The sequence below is a fragment of the Streptomyces ruber genome (assembly GCF_014648075.1).
Classification (GTDB): Bacteria; Actinomycetota; Actinomycetes; order Streptomycetales; family Streptomycetaceae; genus Streptomyces; species Streptomyces ruber.
In genome coordinates this window covers 44,545-63,902 of the sequence record NZ_BMQK01000025.1, presented here as the reverse complement: position 1 = coordinate 63,902, position 19,358 = coordinate 44,545, and the positions used below count along the sequence as shown (strand labels likewise).

Genomic DNA, 19,358 nt, shown 5'->3' with positions numbered 1-19,358 from the left:
GTGCCCGACGACCGGCCAACCCGGCCGCGGGGCGGCTACGCTCGCTTTCTGTACGTCGTTTGGGCGACCTCTGGAGGTAGCGGGATGACGGAGGCACGGCCGGAAGCAGCGGCCGCCCCGGCCGCCCTGTGGGAGCGCGACGCGGAACTCGCCGCCGTCACGCAGGCGATGGACGTCCTGCGCCAGGACCACGCCTCCCGGGGGAGCCTGCTGGTCCTCGGCGGCGAGGCGGGCATCGGCAAGACCGCCGTCCTCACCGAGACCCGCCGCATCGCCCAGGCCCACGGCTGCACCGTGTGGTCGGCGCGCGGCGGCGAGACCGTCACCTCCGTCCCCTTCAACGTCGTACGGCAACTGCTCCAGCCCGCGCTCGTCTCGCTGATGCCCGACGAGGCACGGGAGTACCTCGGCGACTGGTACGACATCGCCGGACCCGCCCTCGGCATAGCGGAACCGGGCGAGCGGCGGGCCGACCCGCAGGGCGTGTGCGACGGTCTCGTCGCGGCCGTCACCCGGCTCGCCCGGCGGTACTGGCCGCTCGTCCTGCTGATCGACGACGCGCACTGGGCCGACCAGGAGACCCTCCAGTGGCTGGCCGCGTTCACCGAGAGCCTCGCCGAGCAGTCCGTGCTCGTGGTGGTCGCCCACCGGCCGGGCGAGGCCACCGGGGAGCGTTCCCGCCACCTCCGCGCGGTGGCCGCCGCCGCGTCCCGCCCCACCGTCACACTGAGCGCGCTCACCCCGGACGCGACCGCGGGGCTCACCCGCGCCACGATCGGCGAGCACGCCGACGCCCCGTTCTGCCGCGAGGTCTGGGCGGTCACCGGCGGTAACCCCTACGAGACCGTCGAACTCCTCGCCAAGGTCCAGGACAGCGGCCTGGAGGCGATCGAGGCCTCGGCGGCGGAGCTGCGCGCGCTGAACCGCTCGGCGCGCGGCCGCGGCCTCGTCGCCCGTCTCGAAGGGCTCGGCATCGACGCCACCCGCTTCGCCTGGGCCGCCGCCATCCTCGGCACCGGCATCTCGGTGGACCTCGTGGCGACGCTCGCCACCATGCGCCGCGAGGACGCCGAACGCTGCGCGGAACTGCTCGGCGCGGCCCGCATCCTCACCCCGGCCGACCCCGCCGTCCGGCAGACCGGCGACGGCGAGCTGGAGTTCGTCCACCCGCTGATCGCCACCGCCGTCTACAACTCCATCCCGGACGCGCTGCGCACCGCCATGCACGGCGTCGCCGCCCAGGTCGTCACCGACTCCGGCCTCGGCGCCGCGGCCGCCTCCCGGCACCTCCTCGAAGTGCACCCGGACGACGACCCCGAACTGGTGGAGCAACTGCGTGAGGCGGCACGCGAGCACCTCGCCGTCGGCGCCCCGGAGGCGGCCCGCCGCTGCCTGGAGCGGGCCCTCCTGGAGCCGCCCGAACCGCACGTCCACGCGCGCGTGCTGTACGAACTGGGCTGCGCCACCCTGCTCACCTCGCCCGTCACCACCATCGAGTACCTGCAGGCCGCGCTCGCCATGCCGGGCCTCGACGGCGAGGTGCGCGTGGACGCCGTCTACCGCCTCTCCCAGGCACAGCTCCACAACGACCAACTGGAGGAGGCCGTCCGCACCGTCGACGCCGAGGCCGCCCGGCTCGGGCCCGGCCCCGCCCGGATGCGGCTCCAGGCCGTGCACTACATGTGGGAGGGCCTGCACGCGGGCGAGGAGCACACACCCGACCGCTCCCGCGACCTCGCCGCGCTCGCCGCCACCTGCACCGGCCGGGACAACTCCGAGCGCGCGCTGCTGATACTGCGCGGCTTCGACGCGATGACCCGCGGCGAGAACGCCGAGGAGGTCGTCGAGTCCTGCGACCGCGCCCTCGTCAACGGCCGGCTCGCCCCCGGACTCGGCTGGACCGACACCGAATGGGGCATCGAACTGCTGCTGATGCTGGCCAACGCGTACGCCTACGCCGACCGGCTCGACCGCGCCGACAGCCTCTACAACGAGGCCCTGCGCGCCTACGAGTCCGCGGGCTGGAGCGGCGGCCACCTCTCCCTGGCGCACGCCTACGTCGGCCTGGGGCAGCGCAGACGCGGCAGGCTCCAGGACGCGGAGCGGTCCCTGCGCGCGTCGCTGCGCATCGCCGAGCGGATCGGCCGCGGACTGCCGCTGTACTGGACGGCCACGTGCAACCTCGTGGACACGCTGCTCGCCCGCGGCCACGTGGCAGAGGCGTGGGAGACCGCCGAACGGTACGGCTTCGCACCGCCGTACCCGTCCACCATCGTGCTGCCCGACTGCCGCTCCGTCCGCGGCCGGCTGCTGCTCGCCACCGGCCGCACGGAGGAGGGCGTCAACGAGCTGGAGGCCGCGGAGAAGGCGGCCCTGGCACGCGGCCACCACAACCCCGTGGTGGCGCCCTGGGGCGGGGACCTCGCCCGCGCCCTGGCCGCCGACGACCCGCGCCGCGCGGCCGAACTCGCCGTGGCCGTGCGCCGCCAGGCCGAGCGCTTCGGCACGGACACGGCCATCGGCGAGGCCGTCCGGGTGGCCGCGTTCCTGGAGACCGGCCCGAAGGCCGTCGCCCTGCACGCCCAGGCCGTCGCCTACCTGGAGACGTCCCCCTGCGCGTACGAGCACGCCGCGGCCCGCGTGGAGTACGGCATCGCCGCCCGCTCCGCAGGCGAACTCCGCAAGGGCCTGACGCTGGCCCGCTCCTGCGGGGCGGACGGCCTGGTGGCCCGGGCGCTGCAGACGCTGGAGGAACTGGACTGAACCGTCAGGCCCGATGCCCCGTCCGTCAGGGTGCGTCCGACGCCGGTGAAGTCGGGGTCGAGCGGCGCCGGGTGCTGGTCGCGCCGGTGCGCCTACCGGCCGGATGCGTTGGCCCGCCACAGCTCGGCGAGCTGGCCGCGCACCGGGCGCCCGGCGCGGTCGAGCAGCCGCCCGGAGACGGTGATGCGCTCGCCGAGCGGCTCGGCCCGGTGCTGGGCGGTGAGGTCGTTGCCGGTCTCGGTGACGTCGGTCGGGCCGAACACCGGCCCCGCCGGCCAACACCGTCTCCGGGCCGCCGTTCACCGCGACGAGTCGGCCTCTCTGCCGATGTCCGTCCGGGTGAGGGCCACGGGAGCTCCTGCGGTCCTGACTGCGGGAAGCGGGAGGAAGCGGGACGGGGCCTCAGCGTTCGAGGACGAGGGCGAGGCCCTGTCCCACGCCGATGCACAGGGCGGCGACACCGGTGCCGCCGCCCCTGCGGGCGAGCTGGTGGGCGACGGTGCCGGCCAGCCGGGCGCCCGAGGCGCCGAGCGGATGGCCGAGGGCGATGGCGCCGCCCTGCGGGTTGAGGACCGCCGGGTCGAACTCGGGCCACTCGGCGACGCAGCCGAGCACCTGGGCGGCGAAGGCCTCGTTCAGTTCGAGCACGTCAAGGTCGGCGAAGGCCCGGCCGGCCTTGGCCAGGGCGCGGTGCGTCGCCTCCACCGGGGCGAGCCCGAACCAGTGCGGGTCGACGGCGTGCACCCCGGTGGCGGAGATCCGGGCCAGCGGCTCGCGGCCGGTGGCCCGCAGCCCCTCCTCGTCGGCCAGCAGCAGCGCGGCGGCACCGTCGTTGAGCGGGGAGGCGTTGCCCGCCGTCACCGTTCCGCCCTCCTCGCGGAAGGACGGCTTCAGCTTCGCCATCGCCGCGAGGGACGCGTCCGGGCGTACGCATTCGTCGGCGGCGTACGGCACCGGGTCGCCCCTGCGCTGCGGCACGGGCACGGGGACCAGCTCGGCGTCGAACAGGCCCGCGGCCTGTGCCTCGGCGGCCTTCCGGTGGGAGGCGAGCGCGAACTCGTCCTGCCGCTCCCGGCCGATCCCGTGCTTGTCGGCGATCAGCTCGGCCGACTCGCCCAGCGGAACCGTCCACTGCGGTTCCATGCGCGGGTTGACCATGCGCCAGCCCAGGGTGGTGGAGTACAGCTCGGTGTGCCCGGCCGGGAACGGCCTGTCGTTCTTGGGCAGCACGTACGGGGCGCGGGTCATCGACTCCACGCCGCCGGCCAGGGCGATGTGCGCGTCCCCGAGGGCGATGGCGCGGGCCGCCTGGATCACGGCTTCGAGGCCGGAGGCGCACAGCCGGTTGACCGTCACGCCGGGCACCGACGTGGGCAGCCCGGCGAGCAGCGCGGCCATGCGGCCGACGTTGCGGTTCTCCTCGCCCGCGCCGTTGGCGTTGCCGAAGCAGACGTCCCCGATCCGCGCCGGGTCCAGCTCGGGGGTCCGGGCCAGGAGTTCTCGGACGGCGTGGGCGGCCAGGTCGTCCGGGCGGACGGCGGCGAGAGCGCCGTTGTAGCGGCCGAACGGGGTGCGGACGGCGTCGACGACGTAGACCTCGCGCAGACTCATGACGTGATCTCCTCGGGGATACGGACCTCGGCGGCGGTCCTCGACAGCATCTCGTCGGGGGTGACCCCGGGCGCGCACTCCACCGGCACCAGCCCGTCGCCGGTGACGTCGAGCACGCCGAGGCCGGCGATGATCCGGTCCGCACAGCCCCTGCCGGTCAGCGGCAGCGCGCACTCCCGGAGGATCTTGGGGGGCACACCGCTCAGCCCGAGCCCGCCGACCGCCGGCGACGCGCCGTCCGGCACGTCCGCCACCGCGTCGGCGGCCGTGGGCACCGCCTTGTCCATCGGCGCAGCCCCCTCTCCCCGTGCGGCTCCATGCGGGGAATAGTCAGCGCACTGACTGTTCCCGCGAGATTGCCCGTACGCTGCCACCGCCCGTACGAACCGTCAAGACCTGCACCCTTGGCTGTTGGAGCTCGGCTCACACGCACCCGGAACCCGCTATCGTTCAGTGCACGGATCGAGTCGGGGAGCACACCCTAGGAGCGCACAGATGGCGGCGGTGGACCTGACCTCCCACCCCGGGCACCTGGCCCGGCGGCTCCAGCAGGCGCACCACCTGCTGTGGAACACGATGGTCTCCGAGGAGATCACCTCGTCGCAGTTCGCGGTCCTCAACACACTCGTCGCCGAACCCGGCCTGGACCAGCGCACGGTGGGGGAGCGGGTGGGGCTCGACCGTTCCACCATCGCCGAGGTGATCAGCAGGCTCGGCCGGCGCGGGCTGCTCGACAAGGTGCGCGACCCGCGGGACGGCCGCCGCTTCCTGCTGCGCCTCACGGACGACGGCGTGCGCACGCACCGCAGGCTGACCGTCCGCACCGCGCGGATGAACCAGGTCTTCCTGGCCCCGCTCTCCGCCGAGGAGCAGGCCCAGCTGCTCGGTCTCATCCAGCGGGTGGCCGACGCCGCCGAAGGGCTCCGCGATCCGGCGGAACCCCTGATCACCCGCTGATCACCCGCTGGAACGGGCGAGGACCACCCACACCTGCCCCTCGGCGAAGTCCACCGGGGCGCCGTCCGCCGTGGTGAACTCGGTGCCGCCCGAGGCCACCGGGCGCTCCCAGTTCACGTCGTACATCCGCCCGTCGCGCAGCACCCGCGCCTTTCCCGAGCCCACGGTCTCGGTGTACGGCGAGTTGCTGCCCCGGACGTCGTGGTAGGCGGACTTCCGCACGTCCACGTACTGCACGACCACGGTCGCCGCGGCCACCCGCTCGCCGTCCGTCGTCACCGTCGGCGTGCCGTCCATGCTCACCAGCCAGCGCTGCCGGCTCCCGGACCAGGTGAAGGTGAAGCCGGCGGACGGGTAGCGGACGGAGTACGACTCCCGTGGGGTGCCGCCCCCGGGTGCCGGGCCGGTGCGGAAGCCCGTGGTGAGGACGTCCGCCCCCGGCGCGGAACCGATCAGCCGCTCGGGGCGCAGATACAGGTTGTGCGGCGCGCGCCGGCCCGCGTCGCGGTAGTAGGCGTCGGCCGCGTCCCCCGGAGTCTCCGCGCGCACCGGCGCGCTGTCGATCACCGGCAGCAGCCGGCGCTGGGCTCCCGAGTACGCGAGCGTCGGCTCGTCGAACTGCCGCAGCAGCTCCAGGTCGGACTCCCGGGCGCTGCGCACCGGCCCGACGGCGTCCGGGAGCCGGGTCGCGTACACGGCCATCAGCCGGCTCAGCCCGCCCTCGACCTGCTCCACGTACACGATGTCCGCCGCGTCGAGCCCCGTCTGCGGGCGTGCCGCCCCCACGTTGTCGATCTTCACGGCGAGGACGGAGCGCCCCGCGCCCTCCGCCGGATCGTCCCCGTCGAGGCCCGGGCCGCTCACGCTGCACCCCGCCGTCACGGCGGCCAGCAGCGCCGCCGCCAGCCCGCGCCGCATCCCGGCCCTGCGTCCCATGCCCACCCCGCCCACCACGGCCCTCCCGCTCCGTCCTCCTCGATTGTGCGGCGGCGGTCCGGGGACGGCCAGACCCGCCCGCCCCGCCGGGCCCGGAGGTTCGGCCTCCGGCGCCCGGGTACCCGGCGGTCACCGCAAGGACGAACGTGACGGAGCACTACGGACGGAGCGCCGGGCGATGAAGGCAGTGACATGGCAGGGCAGGCGGGACGTGCGCGTGGAGACCGTGCCCGACCCGGAGATCCAGGAGCCGACGGACGCGGTCATCAGCGTCACGTCCAGCGGGCTCTGCGGCTCGGACCTGCATCTCTACGAGGTGCTGACGCCCTTCATGACACCGGGCGACATCCTCGGTCACGAGCCGATGGGCATCGTCGAGGAGGTCGGCTCCGAGGTCACGAACCTGAAGCCCGGCGACCGGGTCGTGGTGCCGTTCCAGATCGCGTGCGGGCACTGTTTCATGTGCGAGGCGGGACTCCAGACCCAGTGCGAGACCACCCAGGTCACCGGTGAGGGGATGGGCGCGGCCCTGTTCGGCTACACCCGGCTGTACGGTGCGGTGCCCGGCGCCCAGGCCGAGTACCTGCGCGTGCCGCAGGCCCAGTACGGTCCGATCAAGGTGCCGGAGGGCCCGCCGGACGACCGGTTCGTGTACCTCTCCGACGTGCTGCCCACCGCCTGGCAGGCCGTGCAGTACGCGCACGTCCCGCCCGGCGGCACCGTCGCCGTGCTCGGCCTCGGGCCCATCGGGGACATGGCCTGCCGGGTCGCCCAGGTGCAGGGCGCCTCGCAGGTGTTCGGCGTGGACCTGGTCCCGGAGCGGCTGCGCCGGGCGCGCGAGCGGGGCGTGGAGACCTTCGACCTGACGGAGTTCGACGACCGGAAGGACCTCGTCGCGGCGATCCGCGACCGCACCGGCGGGCGCGGCCCGGACTCCGTGATCGACGCGGTCGGCACGGAGGCCCACGGCAGCGAGGCGGCCCGCTTCGCCCAGACGGCGGCCGGGCTGCTGCCGCGGGCGGTCGGCGCGAAGGTCGCCGAGCACATGAACGTGGACCGGATGGCCGCCTTCTACACGGCCATCGACCTGGTGCGGCGCGGCGGCACCATCTCGCTGTCCGGCGTGTACGGCGGTACGGCCGACCCGCTGCCGATGCTCACCATGTTCGACAAGCAGATCCGGCTGCGCATGGGCCAGGCCAACGTCCGCAACTGGATCGACGAGATCCTGCCGCTGCTGACGGACGACGACCCGCTGGGCGTCGAGACCTTCGCCACGCACCGCGTACCGCTGGACGAGGCGCCCCAGGCGTACCGGCGGTTCCAGAAGAAGGAGGAGGGGACGGTGAAGGTGCTGATGAAGCCGTAGCACCTGTGCAGGGGCGCGGGGCCGTGCCGATGTGCGGCCCCGCCGTGCGTCACCCGAGAATCCGCCGGAGGTCGTACCGCACCGGCTCCTCCAGTTGCTCGTACGTGCAGCTGGAGGCCGTGCGGTCCGGGCGCCAGCGCCGGAAGCGGGCCGTGTGTCTGAAGCGGGTCCCGTTCTCCATGTGGTCGTAGGCCACCTCCGCCACCCGTTCGGGCCGCAGCGGCACCCAGGACAGGTCCTTCTTCCCCGTCCACCGGCTCGGCCCCCCGGGCAGCCGCGCCGTCTCGTGTGCCTCCTCGTCCGACCACGCCGCCCAAGGGTGTTCCGCCGCGTCCGCCAACCGCAGCGGCTCCAGTTCCGCCACCAGCTCCGCGCGCCGCTTCATCGGGAACGCCGCGCTCACGCCGACGTGCTGGAGGGTGCCCCCGGTGTCGTACAGGCCGAGGAGGAGCGAGCCGACCACGGGGCCGCTCTTGTGCAGCCGGTAGCCCGCGACCACCACGTCCGCCGTGCGCTCGTGCTTGATCTTGTACATGGCGCGCTCGCCCTGCCGGTAGGGCAGCGTGAGGGGCTTCGCGACCACCCCGTCGAGGCCGGCCCCCTCGAACTCCTCGAACCACTTCCCGGCCACCTCCCGGTCGGTCGTCGCGGGAGCGATGTGCACGGGCGCGGTCGCCCCGGACAGGGCCCGTTCCAGCAGGGCCCGGCGGTCGGCGAGCCGCACGTCGAGCAGTGTCTCGTCGCCGAGTGCGAGCAGGTCGAACGCGACGAAGGACGCGGGGGTCCGCTCGGCGAGGGTGCCGACCCGGGAGGCGGCCGGGTGGATGCGCTCGGTGAGCGCGTCGAAGTCGAGTCTCCCCTCACGTGCGATCACGATCTCGCCGTCCAGCACGCACCGCTCCGGCACCCGCTCCCGCACCGCCTCCACCAGCTCGGGGAAGTACCTGGTCAGCGGTTTACCGTTGCGGCTGCCCAGCTCGACCTCGGCGCCGTCGCGGTACACGATCGCCCGGAATCCGTCCCACTTCGCCTCGTACTGCATGCCGGGCGGGATCCGTGCCACGGGCTTGGCGAGCATCGGCATGACGGGAGGCATCACCGGGAGATCCATGCTGCCGATTCTGACCAATCACGTGTCGCTTCGCCCGATGTGGTCCGGAATGTCCGGTGTGCGAGGTATGTGTGATACGCCTACCGTGGCTCGCATGGGTGAAGCGGTGGAGCTGGAGGCGGGCGGCAGGACGGTACGGCTGTCCAGCCCGGACAAGGTCTACTTCCCCGAGCGCGGTTTCACCAAGCTCGACCTGGCCCGGTACTACCTCGCCGTCGGCCCCGGCATCCTGCGCGCCCTGCGCGACCGCCCCACCACCCTGGAGCGCTACCCGGAGGGGGTGGCCGGCGAGTCGTTCTTCCAGAAGCGGGCCCCCGGGAACAGGCCCGACTGGATCCCCACGGCCCACATCACCTTCCCCAGCGGCCGCAGCGCCGACGAGATGTGCCCCACCGAGGCCGCCGCGGTGCTGTGGGCCGCCCAGTACGGCACGTTCACCTTCCACCCCTGGCCCGTACGGCGCGCGGACGTCGACCACCCGGACGAGCTCCGCATCGACCTCGACCCGCAGCCCGGCACGGACTACGCCGACGCCGTGCGCGCCGCCCGTGAACTGCGCGAGGTGCTCCACGAGTACGGCGGACTGCGCGGCTGGCCCAAGACCTCGGGCGGCCGTGGCCTGCACGTCTTCGTACCCATCCGGCCGGACTGGACCTTCACCCAGGTGCGGCGCGCCGCCATCGCCGTCGCGCGGGAGCTGGAGCGGCGGATGCCGGACCAGGTGACCAGCGCCTGGTGGAAGGAGGAACGGGGGAGCAGGATCTTCGTCGACTACAACCAGACGGCGCGGGACCGCACGATCGCCTCCGCCTACTCCGTGCGCCCCCGCCCGCACGCCCCGGTCTCGGCCCCGCTGACCTGGGAGGAGGTCGGAGACGCGGTACCGGACGACTTCGACCTCGCCACCATGCCCGCCCGCTTCGCCGCGCTCGGTGACGTGCACGCGGACATGGACGACCACGCCTTCTCCCTGGAGGCCCTGCTGGAGCTGGCCTTCCGCGACGAGCACGACCACGGGCTCGGCGACCTGCCGTACCCGCCGGAGTACCCGAAGATGCCGGGAGAGCCGAAGCGGGTGCAGCCGAGCCGGGCGAGGAAGACGGCGGGCTGACCGCAGGAGTGCGTGGTGGGGAGGGCGTCCGCCCTCCCCACCACGACCGGCACCACCGGTCGTCACAGCTCCCTGATCCGGACGTCCCGGTACGACACCACGTCCGTCACGCCGTGGACCTGGAGCCCGATGTAGCCGGAGGAGTACCGCCGGCCGTCCGTGCCCGGGTCGTCGGAGCGCGCCGGGTAGAACTCCTGGCCGCCCGTGTTGTCGAACTCGTTGATCAGCACGCCGTTGCGGTACACCGAGTAGTGCTGGTCGACCACGCGGATCTCGTAGTCGTTCCAGGTGCCCTTCTCGGTGACGCCCGCACCCGCCAGACCCACCCGGTCGAAGCCGTAGACCGAGCCGGTCTTGTACATGTCGCCGTCGGGCCGGTCGTGCACCTGGATCTCGTGCCCGTACTTGATGGCGACCCACTCGGGCCGCGACTCCTCCGGATGGTCGTGGACGTACGGGAACCGCACGAACACGCCGCCGTTGGTGTACGCCGTGCCCGGCGCGTCGTCACGCCACTGGAGCTTCAGCGAGAAGTCGCCGTACTTGCGCTCCGGGAACCACAGCATGCCCATGCCGTCCCGGGTGGTGCCCGAGGTGATCGAGCCGTCCTCGTTCAGCCCGAAGGAACCGCCGCCCACCTGCTGCCACTTGGCGAAGGACTCCTCGGTACCGTCGAGGATCGCCTGGTAGCCGTCGGTCTGGCCGGGCGTGCCGAGGCCGGACTCACGGGCCGCCGTCCGGATGGCGGTGAGCTCGCGCCGGTCGATGACGCCGTCCTTGCGCAGCTTCTCCGTGACCTCCCGCACGTGCTTCAGGAAGAGCTGCTGGGACGTCCACTCCTTCTCGTCCTCGATCAGCTCGTTGATCCGGCAGCGGTTGTTCGTGAGCCGGTTCGGCACACCGGAGTCGACCGTGCCGACGATGACGGTGAGCCGCTCGTCCCACTCGGCGCACGCGGGCGCGGGCACCCCGCCACCGGCGGCGACCGTGAAGCTCACCGTGCGCGCCTCGGAGGTGTTGCCCGCCTTGTCGCTCGCCCGGTACGCCAGCGAGTGCGCGCCCACGCGGTCCACCACCACGGGGGCGGTGTACGCGAGGTACGGGCCGCCGTCGAGCGAGTACTCGACCGACGCGACACCCGAACCGCCGTGCTCGTCGGTCGCGCTCACCGTGACCTCGGCGCTCTTGAGGTACGCACCGGCGGAGTTCCGCTCGCCCTCGACCGTCACCCCGGTCACCGGCGGTGTGGTGTCCGCCACCGGCGGCTCGGCCACGGTGAACGCCACGCTCTTCACCTCGGACACGTTCCCGGCCCTGTCCGTGGCCCGGTACCGCACCGTGTGCGCGCCCACCTCGTGCACCATCACGGGCGCGGTGTACGGCTGCCACGCGCCGGACTCGCCGAGCGCGTACTCGATGGTGTTGACGCCCGAGCCGGTGTCGGACGCGGAGACGGTGACGGTCGCCATCGCGACGTAGTCGCCCGCGTCGTTCCGCTCACCGGTCACGGTCGCGGACGTCTCCGGGGGTGCCGTGTCGTCCGTGTCCGGTGCGACGACGGTGAACTCGACGCTCTTCTCCTCGGCCGTGTTGCCCGCCGCGTCGACCGCCCGGTAGCGCACCGTGTGGGTGCCGACCTGGTCGACGACCACGGGCGTGGTGTACGGCTGCCAGGCGCCGTCGTCGCCGATCGCGTACTCGACGCGCTCCACGCCGGAGCCGTCGTCGGTGGCGCTGACGGAGACGGTCGCCGAACCGACGTACGCGCCGTCCGCGTTCCGCGTGCCCGCCACCTCGGCCGAGGTCTCCGGCGCGGTGGTGTCCTCGCCGCCGCCCTCGGTGACCACGAGGACGCCCTGCATCTGGCCGTGGCCCGGGATCGTGCAGTGGTAGCGGTACCGGCCGGGCGTCAGCGTGACCTCGGCGGTGTGCCGGCCGCCCTGCGCGTCGAAGGGGTTGGCGAGGATGTTGAGCTGGACGTCGTTGTTGTACTCGGGGTCCGAGACGTCGAACGTCAGCGTGTGCGGCATGCCGGTGGTGTTGCCGGTCGCCTCGCTGTTCTCGAACACGATGGTCGCCGGGCCCGCCACCGCGGTCTCGGGGGCCGTCGTGTAGGAGTTGATGTCGTTGCCGGCGGTCCAGGTCAGCACCTGGTCGGCGGCGGCGACAGCCTCGCCCCCCGCCTCGGCCCCGGCCGCCCCGGGCCGGTCGGCGACGGCCGTGGACGTCAGGCCGAGCACCATCAGCAGGGACGCCAGCAGGGCCGTCCACAGATGCGGACGGGGCCCTCTCGTGGTTCTCGGGTGTCTCGTGGACATCACTGTGCCTTCCTCGCGAGCTGGCCGGCCGCCGGGGTCGGGCCGCCACCGGTGTAGGTGACGCGCCACAGCGCGGACTTGGCGTCCGAGGTGAAGAAGCCGCGCCCGTAGTCGAGGACGTACAGCGCGCCGTCCGGGCCGAACTTCCAGTCCATGAGGTTCTTGATGCCGTCGTTGCCGATCGGCACGATCCCCTTCAGCGACTCGGAGTGGATGGGCACCCCGCCGTCGCCGACCGTCTTCGGGTCGGTGAGGACCGCGTTGCGCGGCTGGTCGGCGTCGTACAGGTCGCCGACGAACCACTTGCCGTCCCAGTAGGCGGGCCACTGCCCGGCGCTCGCGAGGGTCTCGTCGTACCGGAAGACCGGCCCGTTCATCGCGGCCTGCCCGCCGCCCTTCAGCCACGGCAGCAGATAGGTGGCCTCGTCGTTCTCGTACGAGGGCACGCCGCTCGCGTCGCGCGGGAAGTCCGGGGCGCCGCCCTGCGGGGAGTACCAGATGTTGTTGCCCGTCACCGGCGGCAGGTTGACCAGGCCGTCGTTGTTCGGGGACTCGTTCTTCGGCGCGTCGCAGTCGTACCAGCCGAGCGGCTTGGTCGGGTCGGGGAGGTTGCGGTCGCGGTAGGGCTGCTTGTTGCCCATGCAGTACGGCCAGCCGCGGTTGCTCGCCTCGGTGATCGCGGCGAACGTGTCGTACTTGGCCGGGCCCCAGGTCGTCGACGGCGCGCCCGCGTCCGGGCCGACCCAGCCCGCGTAGAGGATGTCGGTCTGCTTGTCGACGAAGATGCGGGCGGGGTTGCGGACGCCCATCACGTAGATCTCACCGCGCGTCTTGCCGCCGCCCTCGGCGGTCTCCTTGCCGGTGAAGAGGTTGCCGTCCGGGATCGTGTACGTGCCGTCCTGCTCGGGGTGGATGCGCAGGATCTTGCCGTTGAGGTTGTTGGTGTTGCCGGCGGTGCGGCGCGCGTCCGCGAACGAGACGCCCTTGTAGTTGGGCTGCGGGTTGTTGCCGGAGTAACCGTCGCTGAACTGGCTGGAGTTGTTGTCGCCGGTGGCGATGTACAGGTTGCCCTTGGAGTCCCAGGCCATCCCGCCGCCCGCGTGGCAGCAGCTGTGGATCTGCACCGGCCACTTCAGCAGCACCTTCTCGCTGCTCATGTCCAGCTTGTTCGTGGCGCGGTTCAGGGTGAAGCGGGAGACGTACCGCTCGGCCATGCGCCTGTCCCGGTCGATGCGGGAGTGCGGGGTGTAGTGCAGGTACACCCACCCGTTCTCCTCGAACCGCGGGTCCAGCTCGATGCCGAGCAACCCCTCCTCGTTCTTGACCAGTTCCTCGCCGCCGCCCTTGTTGCCGAAGACGGTCAGCGACCCGACGAGGGTGACCTGCTTCGTCTTCGGGTCGTAGACGTGGATCTCGCCCTGGCCCTTGCCGATGTCGGGGTTGTTCCAGTCGGTGATGACGGGCTGCGAGGAGTCCTTGCCGCCGCGCCCGATGTAGAAGACGCGCCCGTCGGGCGCCGTCACCAGGCCGTGCGGCTCGCCGATCTGGTCGTTCTGGCCCGGCTGGTTGGGCCGGGTCAGCCGCTCCGCCTCGTAGTTGGACTCGATGGTGGCCGTGCAGTCGGCCTGCGACAGCCGGGTCGTCCACTGCAGGGCGCCGCGCAGGTGCGCACGGAAGTCCGTCTCGTCGTACGACGACACCGTGCCGCCCATGGCCGTGTAGAAGGAACGGCCGCCGTCGTAGTCGCGGCACCAGCTCACCGGGTGGTCCCAGCCGTTCGCGCTCGCGCCGGGGCTGTACGTCGACTCGCGCACCCGCGCCACGGTGTGGACGTCGCCGGAGGGGTTCTCCACCCAGTTCAGCCACTTGTCGAGCCGTTTCCACTGCACCGGCAGGTCCTTGGTCGCCGGGTGCCGCCGGTCGCCCACCTCGACGGTCGCGCGCTGGACGGCCGTCGGGCTCGACGCGGCCGGACGGGCGCCGATCAGCCCGGTGAACCAGTCCGAGTACGGCTCGGCGCGGGCCGCGTCATGGATGCCGAGGAAGCCGCCGCCGGCCTCCATGTACGCCTCCAGACCGGCCTCCTGCTCGGCGTTCAGGACGTCCCCGCCGCCGGTGAGGAAGACGACGGCGTTGAACCGGCTCAGCCGGGTCTCGTTGGTGAAGACGTCGGCATTGCCGGTGGCGACGGTCGTGAACCGCTGGTCGGCCGCGCCGGTCAGCCCGATCTGCTCGACGGCCTCGATGCCCGCGTCGACGAGCGGGGACTCCTCTCCGGCCGCCGCCGACCCGTAGAAGACGAGAACCCGGGCGTCGGCGCCGCCCGGCGGGGACTTGATCGACATCGTTGTCAGGGCCGGATCGGACGCGGGCCGGGCGTTCGCGGCGGGGCCCGTGAGGACTCCCGCGACGACGACACCGGCGGCCAGAGCGGCAGCCCGGCCGCGTCTCGCTCCGCGCGAACCTCTCAGGGGCCAGGGTCGGTGATGCGGTGTGCGCCGCATGTGGTCCTCCACCCTCGTTGGTCACAGCAACAGCGCCAAGAAGCTAGACCTCTTTTCACGGCACGCCAATAGGTATGACCGGGATGGAACGAACTTTGTCCTGAGTGTGGAAAAACGAGGACGACGCGGCTACGGTCGCACAGGCTCTTCTCAGTCAGCTCCGTCTTTTCTCGTACACCGGTGGGGAGTTCGGCATGGACAGGCGCGGCTTCAACCGGCGGGTGCTCCTGGGCGGAGCGGCCGTCGCGACATCGACATCGTTGTCACTCGCCCCGGAGGTCAGCACCGCCGCGGCCGGGCCGCGCACGGCGCCCGCCGGCGGCGAGACGCGGCACATGAAGCTCTACATCGAGGAACTCGCCGACGGGCAGATGGGCTACGGCCTGGAGAAGGGCAGGGCGACGGTGCCCGGGCCGCTGATCGAGCTCAACGAGGGCGACACCCTGCACATCGAGGTGGAGAACACCATGGACGTGGCAGCGAGCCTGCACGTCCACGGGCTGGACTACGAGATCACCAGCGACGGCACCAGGATGAACAAGAGCCATGTCGAGCCGGGCGCCACCCGCACCTACACCTGGCGCACCCACGCCCCGGGCCGCCGCGCGGACGGCACCTGGCGGCCGGGCAGCGCCGGTTACTGGCACTACCACGACCACGTGGTGGGCACCGACCACGGCACCGGCGGCCTGCGCAAGGGCCTGTTCGGCCCGGTGATCGTCCGCAGGAAGGGCGACATCCTGCCCGACCGGACCGTGACGGTCGTCTTCAACGACATGCTGATCAACAACCGGCCGGCGCACTCGGGGCCCGACTTCGAGGCCACGGTGGGCGACCGGGTCGAGTGGATCGTGATCACGCACGGCGAGTTCTACCACACCTTCCACATGCACGGTCACCGCTGGGCGGACAACCGCACGGGCCTGCTGACCGGCCCCGACGACCCCAGCCAGGTCATCGACAACAAGATCTGCGGGCCCGCGGACTCCTTCGGTTTCCAGGTGATCGCGGGAGAGGGCGTGGGTGCGGGCGCGTGGATGTACCACTGCCACGTCCAGAGCCACTCCGACATGGGGATGGTGGGCCTGTTCCTGGTGAAGAAGGCGGACGGGACGATCCCCGGGTACGACCCGGGGGACCACGGGCACGGCCACGGGCACTGAGGCCGGGGGCCGAGGGCTCGGCGGCGCGCGGTCCACCCGGCTCGGGGAGCGTTCCCACACGGGCACGTACCGGGACTATCCTGACCGGGACCGCCGATGAGGAGTCCCGAAGTGACCGAGACAGCGCCCCGTCCCACCCTGGAGGCCGTGGCCGCGCTGGCCGGGGTGTCGCGGGCGACCGTCTCCCGTGTCGTCAACGGCGGCGCGGGCGTGCGCGAACAGCTGGTCGAGCGGGTGCGCCGGGCCGTCGAACAACTCGGGTACGTGCCGAACCAGGCCGCCCGCAGCCTGGTCACCCGGCGGCACGACGCCGTCGCCGTCGTCATCGCCGAGCCCGAGACACGGGTCTTCGCCGACCCCTTCTTCGCGCTCCAGCTCCGCGGCATCAGCAAGGAACTGACCGAGCACGACTGCCAGCTGGTCCTGCTCCTCACCGAGGGGCGGGACGACCACGCGCGCGTGGCCCGGTACCTGGCGGGCGGGCACGTCGACGGCGCGCTCGTCTTCTCCCTGCACCTCGACGATCCGCTGCCGCGGCTGATCCGCGGTGCCGGCGTGCCGACCGTGTTCGGCGGCCGGCCCGGCTGGGGGAACGGCGCGCGCGGCACGACGCCCACGCTGTACGTCGACAGTGACAACCGGGGCGGCGCACGGGACGCCGTGCGGCACCTCGTCGGTCTGGGCCGCACACGTGTCGCGCACATCACCGGCCCCCTCGACCAGACCTCCGCCGTGGACCGGCTCGACGGGTACCGGGACGTCATGGAGGACGCCGATCCACGACTGGTCGTGGAGGGCGACTTCACCCCGGCGGGCGGTGAACGCGCCGTGCGTCAACTTCTGGACCGCTGCCCGGACCTGGACGCCGTCTTCGCCGCGAACGACCTGTCCGCGTCGGGCGCCCTGCGGGCCCTGCGCGCGGCCGGGCGCCGCGTTCCCGAGGACGTCGCCGTGGTCGGCTTCGACGACATGCTCCCGGTGGCCGAACAGACCGACCCGCCCCTGACGACGGTCCGGCAGGACACCGAGGAGATGGGCCGCCTGATGGCCGGCCTGCTGCTGCGCGGACGGGGCCGCCGGGGCGGCGGCCGCCAGGCCGGGGAGGACGCGGAAGGCACACCGTCCGGCGTCGTCCTGCCGACCAAGCTGGTGCGGCGGGTCTCGGCCTGACGCGAGCGGCCGGACGGACACCGTGCCGAACCCCGAACAAGCAGGTGCGCTGTCGTTGACGCGGCGTTGATCGAACGTTTTTCGCCGCCCGGCACGATCTCCCTCATGTACATCGAGACACCCGCCCCGCCCCACACGGCCTGGCCGGAGCAGGCGCTGTGCGCGGAGACCGGGGCCGACTTCTTCTTCCCCGAGCCGGGGAGCTCCGTACGGGAGGCCAAGCGCATCTGCGGCATGTGCGCGATGCGTTCCGCCTGCCTGGAGTACGCCCTCGCCAACGACGAGCGCTTCGGCGTCTGGGGCGGCCTGTCGGAGAAGGAACGGCTCCGTCTCCGGCGGGCGCACCAGCAGACATGAGTGCGTGAGCGCGAAGCGCGGCGCCGGCGGCCGAGGCGGGGGGCGTCCGGGTGACCCGGCGTCCCGCCCCGGCCGGAGCGGGACGCCGCTACTTCTGGCCCCGCGCCGCCATCCGCGCCCGCCGGGCCGCCAGCCTCTCGTCGAACTTGCGCGCCTCCGCGTCCAGTCCGTCCATGTAGAGCCCCAGCTCCTCCTGGGCCTTCAGGCCCTCCGGGCCGAGCCCGTCGATCTCCTCGAGCTTGAGGAAGCGCAGCACCGGCTGGAGCACGTCGTCGTGGTGGATGCGCAGGTTGTACACGCCGCCGATGGCCATCTGGGCGGCGGCGCGCTCGAAGCCGGGCATGCCGTGGCCCGGCATGCGGAAGTTCACGACCACGTCGCGGACCGCCTGCATGGTCAGGTCGGGCGCGATCTCGAACGCCGCCTTCAGCACGTTCCGGTAGAAGACCATGTGCAGGTTCTCGTCGGTCGCGATGCGCGCCAGCATGCGGTCGCAGACCGGGTCGCCGGACTGGTGGCCGGTGTTGCGGTGCGAGATGCGCGTGGCCAGCTCCTGGAAGGCGACGTACGCGACGGAGTGCAGCATCGAGTGCGCGTTGTCCGACTCGAAGCCCTCGCTCATGTGCGCCATGCGGAACGCCTCGAGCTTGTCCGGGTCCACCGCGCGCGAGGCGAGCAGGTAGTCGCGCATCACGATGCCGTGCCGGCCCTCCTCGGCCGTCCACCGGTGCACCCAGGTGCCCCACGCGCCGTCGCGGCCGAAGAGCGTGGCGATCTCGTGGTGGTAGCTGGGCAGGTTGTCCTCGGTCAGCAGGTTGACCACGAGGGCGATGCGACCGATCTCGGTGACCTTGGACTGCTCCTTGTCCCAGGCCTCACCGTCCTCGAAGAAGCCGGGGAAGTTGCGGCCGTCGCTCCACGGCACGTACTCGTGCGGCATCCAGTCCTTGGCGACCTTCAGATGCCGGTTGAGTTCCTTCTCGACCACTTCCTCCAGTGCGTACAGCAGCCGGGCGTCGGTCCATTCGGACGGGCTGCCGAGGTGGGGAGAGGCGATCGACACAGTGGTCTCCAGGGGGACGGGGACAACGTACACATGCATGGCCACGCGCGCGTGGCCCGAACCTACGGCATCGTAGGCTACGAGACCGTAGGTTACGAAACCGTAGGTTAAGAATGGCGTAAAGGGTGCTGATCAGCGGCTTTTTCGGGCGCGTGACGGTATGCCGACGGCCCCACGGACCGTGAGGTCGCGGGGCCGAACGGGTGAGGGTGCGTCAGGTCCGTTCACCCGGACGGGCGCGCGGCCGGCGCCGTACGCCCTGGTCGCCGCCCCGGCCGTCGAAGAGGTCCGGGGCCTGCTCCGCCGCCATGTCCAGGGCGTCGGCGACGGAGTGGCCGCCCCCGGCAGTCGCCGCAGGTCGTCGTCACCGGGTCCATGAACGCCAGGTCGGTGCAGAGGACGCCCCGCCCCTGGCAGGTCCCGCACGCCCCCGCCGAGTCGAAGCTGAACAGTCCCGCGTCGGCGCCCGTCTCGCGCGCGAAGATCTTCCGTACGGTGTCCACGACGCCGAGGTACGTCGCCGGCGTCGACCGTGCGGAGATGCCGACCGACGACTGGTCGACCACCACGGCGTCCGGGTGCGCCGCCGTGAACTCGCCGGACGCCGGCGTGCTCTTGCCGGACCCGGCGACCCCGGTGGCCCCGGTGACCCCGGCGACCCCGGTGGCCCCGGTGACCACCGTGAGCACCCCGGTGGGGAACGTGACGGTCACGTCCCGCAGGCTGTTCCGACGGGCGCCCTTCACCCGCAGCCCGCCCGTCGCCCGCCGCGGCCAGTTCGGGGATGTTCGTCCAGGTCTGCCCGTGCCAGGTGCCCGCGGCGAACGGCGGGAACAGCACCGCGCCGCCCGCCAGGGACCTGTCCGTGTCGAGGATGCGGTCCCAGGCGGGCCGCACCGTGCGGCCGAGCCCGTCGCACTGTCGG

13 protein-coding genes and 3 pseudogenes are annotated in these 19,358 nt (G+C 72.6%); 7 read left to right on the top strand and 9 right to left on the bottom strand.

Annotated features, from left to right (window positions below; all coding sequences use genetic code 11):
* The first annotated feature begins 84 nt into the window (after nucleotides 1–84).
* Nucleotides 85–2,763 carry an ATP-binding protein gene (locus tag IEZ04_RS35410; RefSeq protein WP_229821420.1) on the top strand — a complete coding sequence of 893 codons (2,679 nt, stop codon included), beginning with the start codon at nucleotides 85–87 and terminating at the stop codon, nucleotides 2,761–2,763.
* Between the two features lie 17 nt (nucleotides 2,764–2,780).
* Here IEZ04_RS35410 and IEZ04_RS35405 read toward each other — a convergent pair.
* The 3 genes and pseudogenes from IEZ04_RS35405 to IEZ04_RS32135 form a co-directional block, all read right to left on the bottom strand.
* Nucleotides 2,781–3,165, bottom strand: a pseudogene (locus tag IEZ04_RS35405) (dioxygenase family protein); the annotation flags it as partial.
* Nucleotides 3,166–4,368 carry a thiolase family protein gene (locus tag IEZ04_RS32140; protein WP_189220537.1) on the bottom strand — a complete coding sequence of 401 codons (1,203 nt, stop codon included), beginning with the start codon at nucleotides 4,366–4,368 and terminating at the stop codon, nucleotides 3,166–3,168.
* A gap of 2 nt (nucleotides 4,369–4,370) precedes the next feature.
* Nucleotides 4,371–4,565 (bottom strand): annotated as a pseudogene (locus IEZ04_RS32135) (succinyl-CoA--3-ketoacid-CoA transferase); the annotation flags it as partial.
* Between the two features lie 304 nt (nucleotides 4,566–4,869).
* Here IEZ04_RS32135 and IEZ04_RS32130 point away from each other — a divergent pair.
* A complete protein-coding gene (locus tag IEZ04_RS32130; protein ID WP_189220511.1) occupies nucleotides 4,870–5,331 on the top strand; it encodes a MarR family winged helix-turn-helix transcriptional regulator in 462 nt (153 codons plus the stop codon).
* Here IEZ04_RS32130 and IEZ04_RS32125 read toward each other — a convergent pair whose 3' ends face one another.
* Nucleotides 5,332–6,267 (bottom strand): DUF3048 domain-containing protein, encoded by a 936-nt coding sequence (locus IEZ04_RS32125; RefSeq protein WP_189220510.1) that lies wholly within the window; start codon nucleotides 6,265–6,267, stop codon nucleotides 5,332–5,334. It abuts the gene before it with no gap.
* Nucleotides 6,268–6,445: 178 nt separating this feature from the next.
* On the opposite strand from IEZ04_RS32125, the gene IEZ04_RS32120 reads away from it, so the two are divergent.
* The gene (locus IEZ04_RS32120) at nucleotides 6,446–7,636 is read left to right on the top strand and encodes a zinc-dependent alcohol dehydrogenase (RefSeq protein WP_189220509.1); all 1,191 of its coding nucleotides are present in this window, start codon (nucleotides 6,446–6,448) and stop codon (nucleotides 7,634–7,636) included.
* 49 nt (nucleotides 7,637–7,685) lie between these two features.
* On the opposite strand, the gene IEZ04_RS32115 is transcribed toward IEZ04_RS32120, so the two are convergent.
* On the bottom strand, nucleotides 7,686–8,747 hold the full coding sequence (locus IEZ04_RS32115) for an ATP-dependent DNA ligase (protein WP_189220508.1): 1,062 nt from the start codon (nucleotides 8,745–8,747) through the stop codon (nucleotides 7,686–7,688).
* A 94-nt stretch (nucleotides 8,748–8,841) separates the two neighbouring features.
* Between IEZ04_RS32115 and ligD the strand changes: the two genes are divergently transcribed.
* Nucleotides 8,842–9,858 carry a non-homologous end-joining DNA ligase gene (gene ligD / locus IEZ04_RS32110; protein ID WP_189220507.1) on the top strand — a complete coding sequence of 339 codons (1,017 nt, stop codon included), beginning with the start codon at nucleotides 8,842–8,844 and terminating at the stop codon, nucleotides 9,856–9,858.
* 62 nt (nucleotides 9,859–9,920) lie between these two features.
* Here the strand turns inward: ligD and IEZ04_RS32105 are convergent, their stop codons facing one another.
* Both IEZ04_RS32105 and IEZ04_RS32100 read right to left on the bottom strand, forming a co-directional pair.
* On the bottom strand, nucleotides 9,921–12,131 hold the full coding sequence (locus IEZ04_RS32105; RefSeq protein WP_189220536.1) for an OmpL47-type beta-barrel domain-containing protein: 2,211 nt from the start codon (nucleotides 12,129–12,131) through the stop codon (nucleotides 9,921–9,923).
* A gap of 44 nt (nucleotides 12,132–12,175) precedes the next feature.
* Nucleotides 12,176–14,605 (bottom strand): ThuA domain-containing protein, encoded by a 2,430-nt coding sequence (locus tag IEZ04_RS32100; protein ID WP_229821422.1) that lies wholly within the window; start codon nucleotides 14,603–14,605, stop codon nucleotides 12,176–12,178.
* Nucleotides 14,606–14,874: 269 nt separating this feature from the next.
* On the opposite strand from IEZ04_RS32100, the gene IEZ04_RS32095 reads away from it, so the two are divergent.
* From IEZ04_RS32095 to IEZ04_RS32085, 3 genes are all read left to right on the top strand, one after another.
* Nucleotides 14,875–15,843: a multicopper oxidase domain-containing protein gene (locus IEZ04_RS32095; RefSeq protein WP_189220505.1), complete on the top strand. Its 969-nt coding sequence runs from the start codon at nucleotides 14,875–14,877 to the stop codon at nucleotides 15,841–15,843.
* 111 nt (nucleotides 15,844–15,954) lie between these two features.
* Nucleotides 15,955–17,013, top strand: coding sequence for a LacI family DNA-binding transcriptional regulator (locus tag IEZ04_RS32090; RefSeq protein ID WP_189220504.1), 1,059 nt, complete (start codon nucleotides 15,955–15,957; stop codon nucleotides 17,011–17,013).
* Between the two features lie 105 nt (nucleotides 17,014–17,118).
* The gene (locus IEZ04_RS32085; protein ID WP_189220503.1) at nucleotides 17,119–17,370 is read left to right on the top strand and encodes a WhiB family transcriptional regulator; all 252 of its coding nucleotides are present in this window, start codon (nucleotides 17,119–17,121) and stop codon (nucleotides 17,368–17,370) included.
* 88 nt (nucleotides 17,371–17,458) lie between these two features.
* Here IEZ04_RS32085 and IEZ04_RS32080 read toward each other — a convergent pair whose 3' ends face one another.
* Both IEZ04_RS32080 and IEZ04_RS32075 read right to left on the bottom strand, forming a co-directional pair.
* Nucleotides 17,459–18,433 (bottom strand): acyl-ACP desaturase, encoded by a 975-nt coding sequence (locus IEZ04_RS32080; RefSeq protein ID WP_189220535.1) that lies wholly within the window; start codon nucleotides 18,431–18,433, stop codon nucleotides 17,459–17,461.
* A gap of 235 nt (nucleotides 18,434–18,668) precedes the next feature.
* Nucleotides 18,669–19,326, bottom strand: a pseudogene (locus IEZ04_RS32075) (hypothetical protein); the annotation flags it as partial.
* Nucleotides 19,327–19,358: the final 32 nt, after the last annotated feature.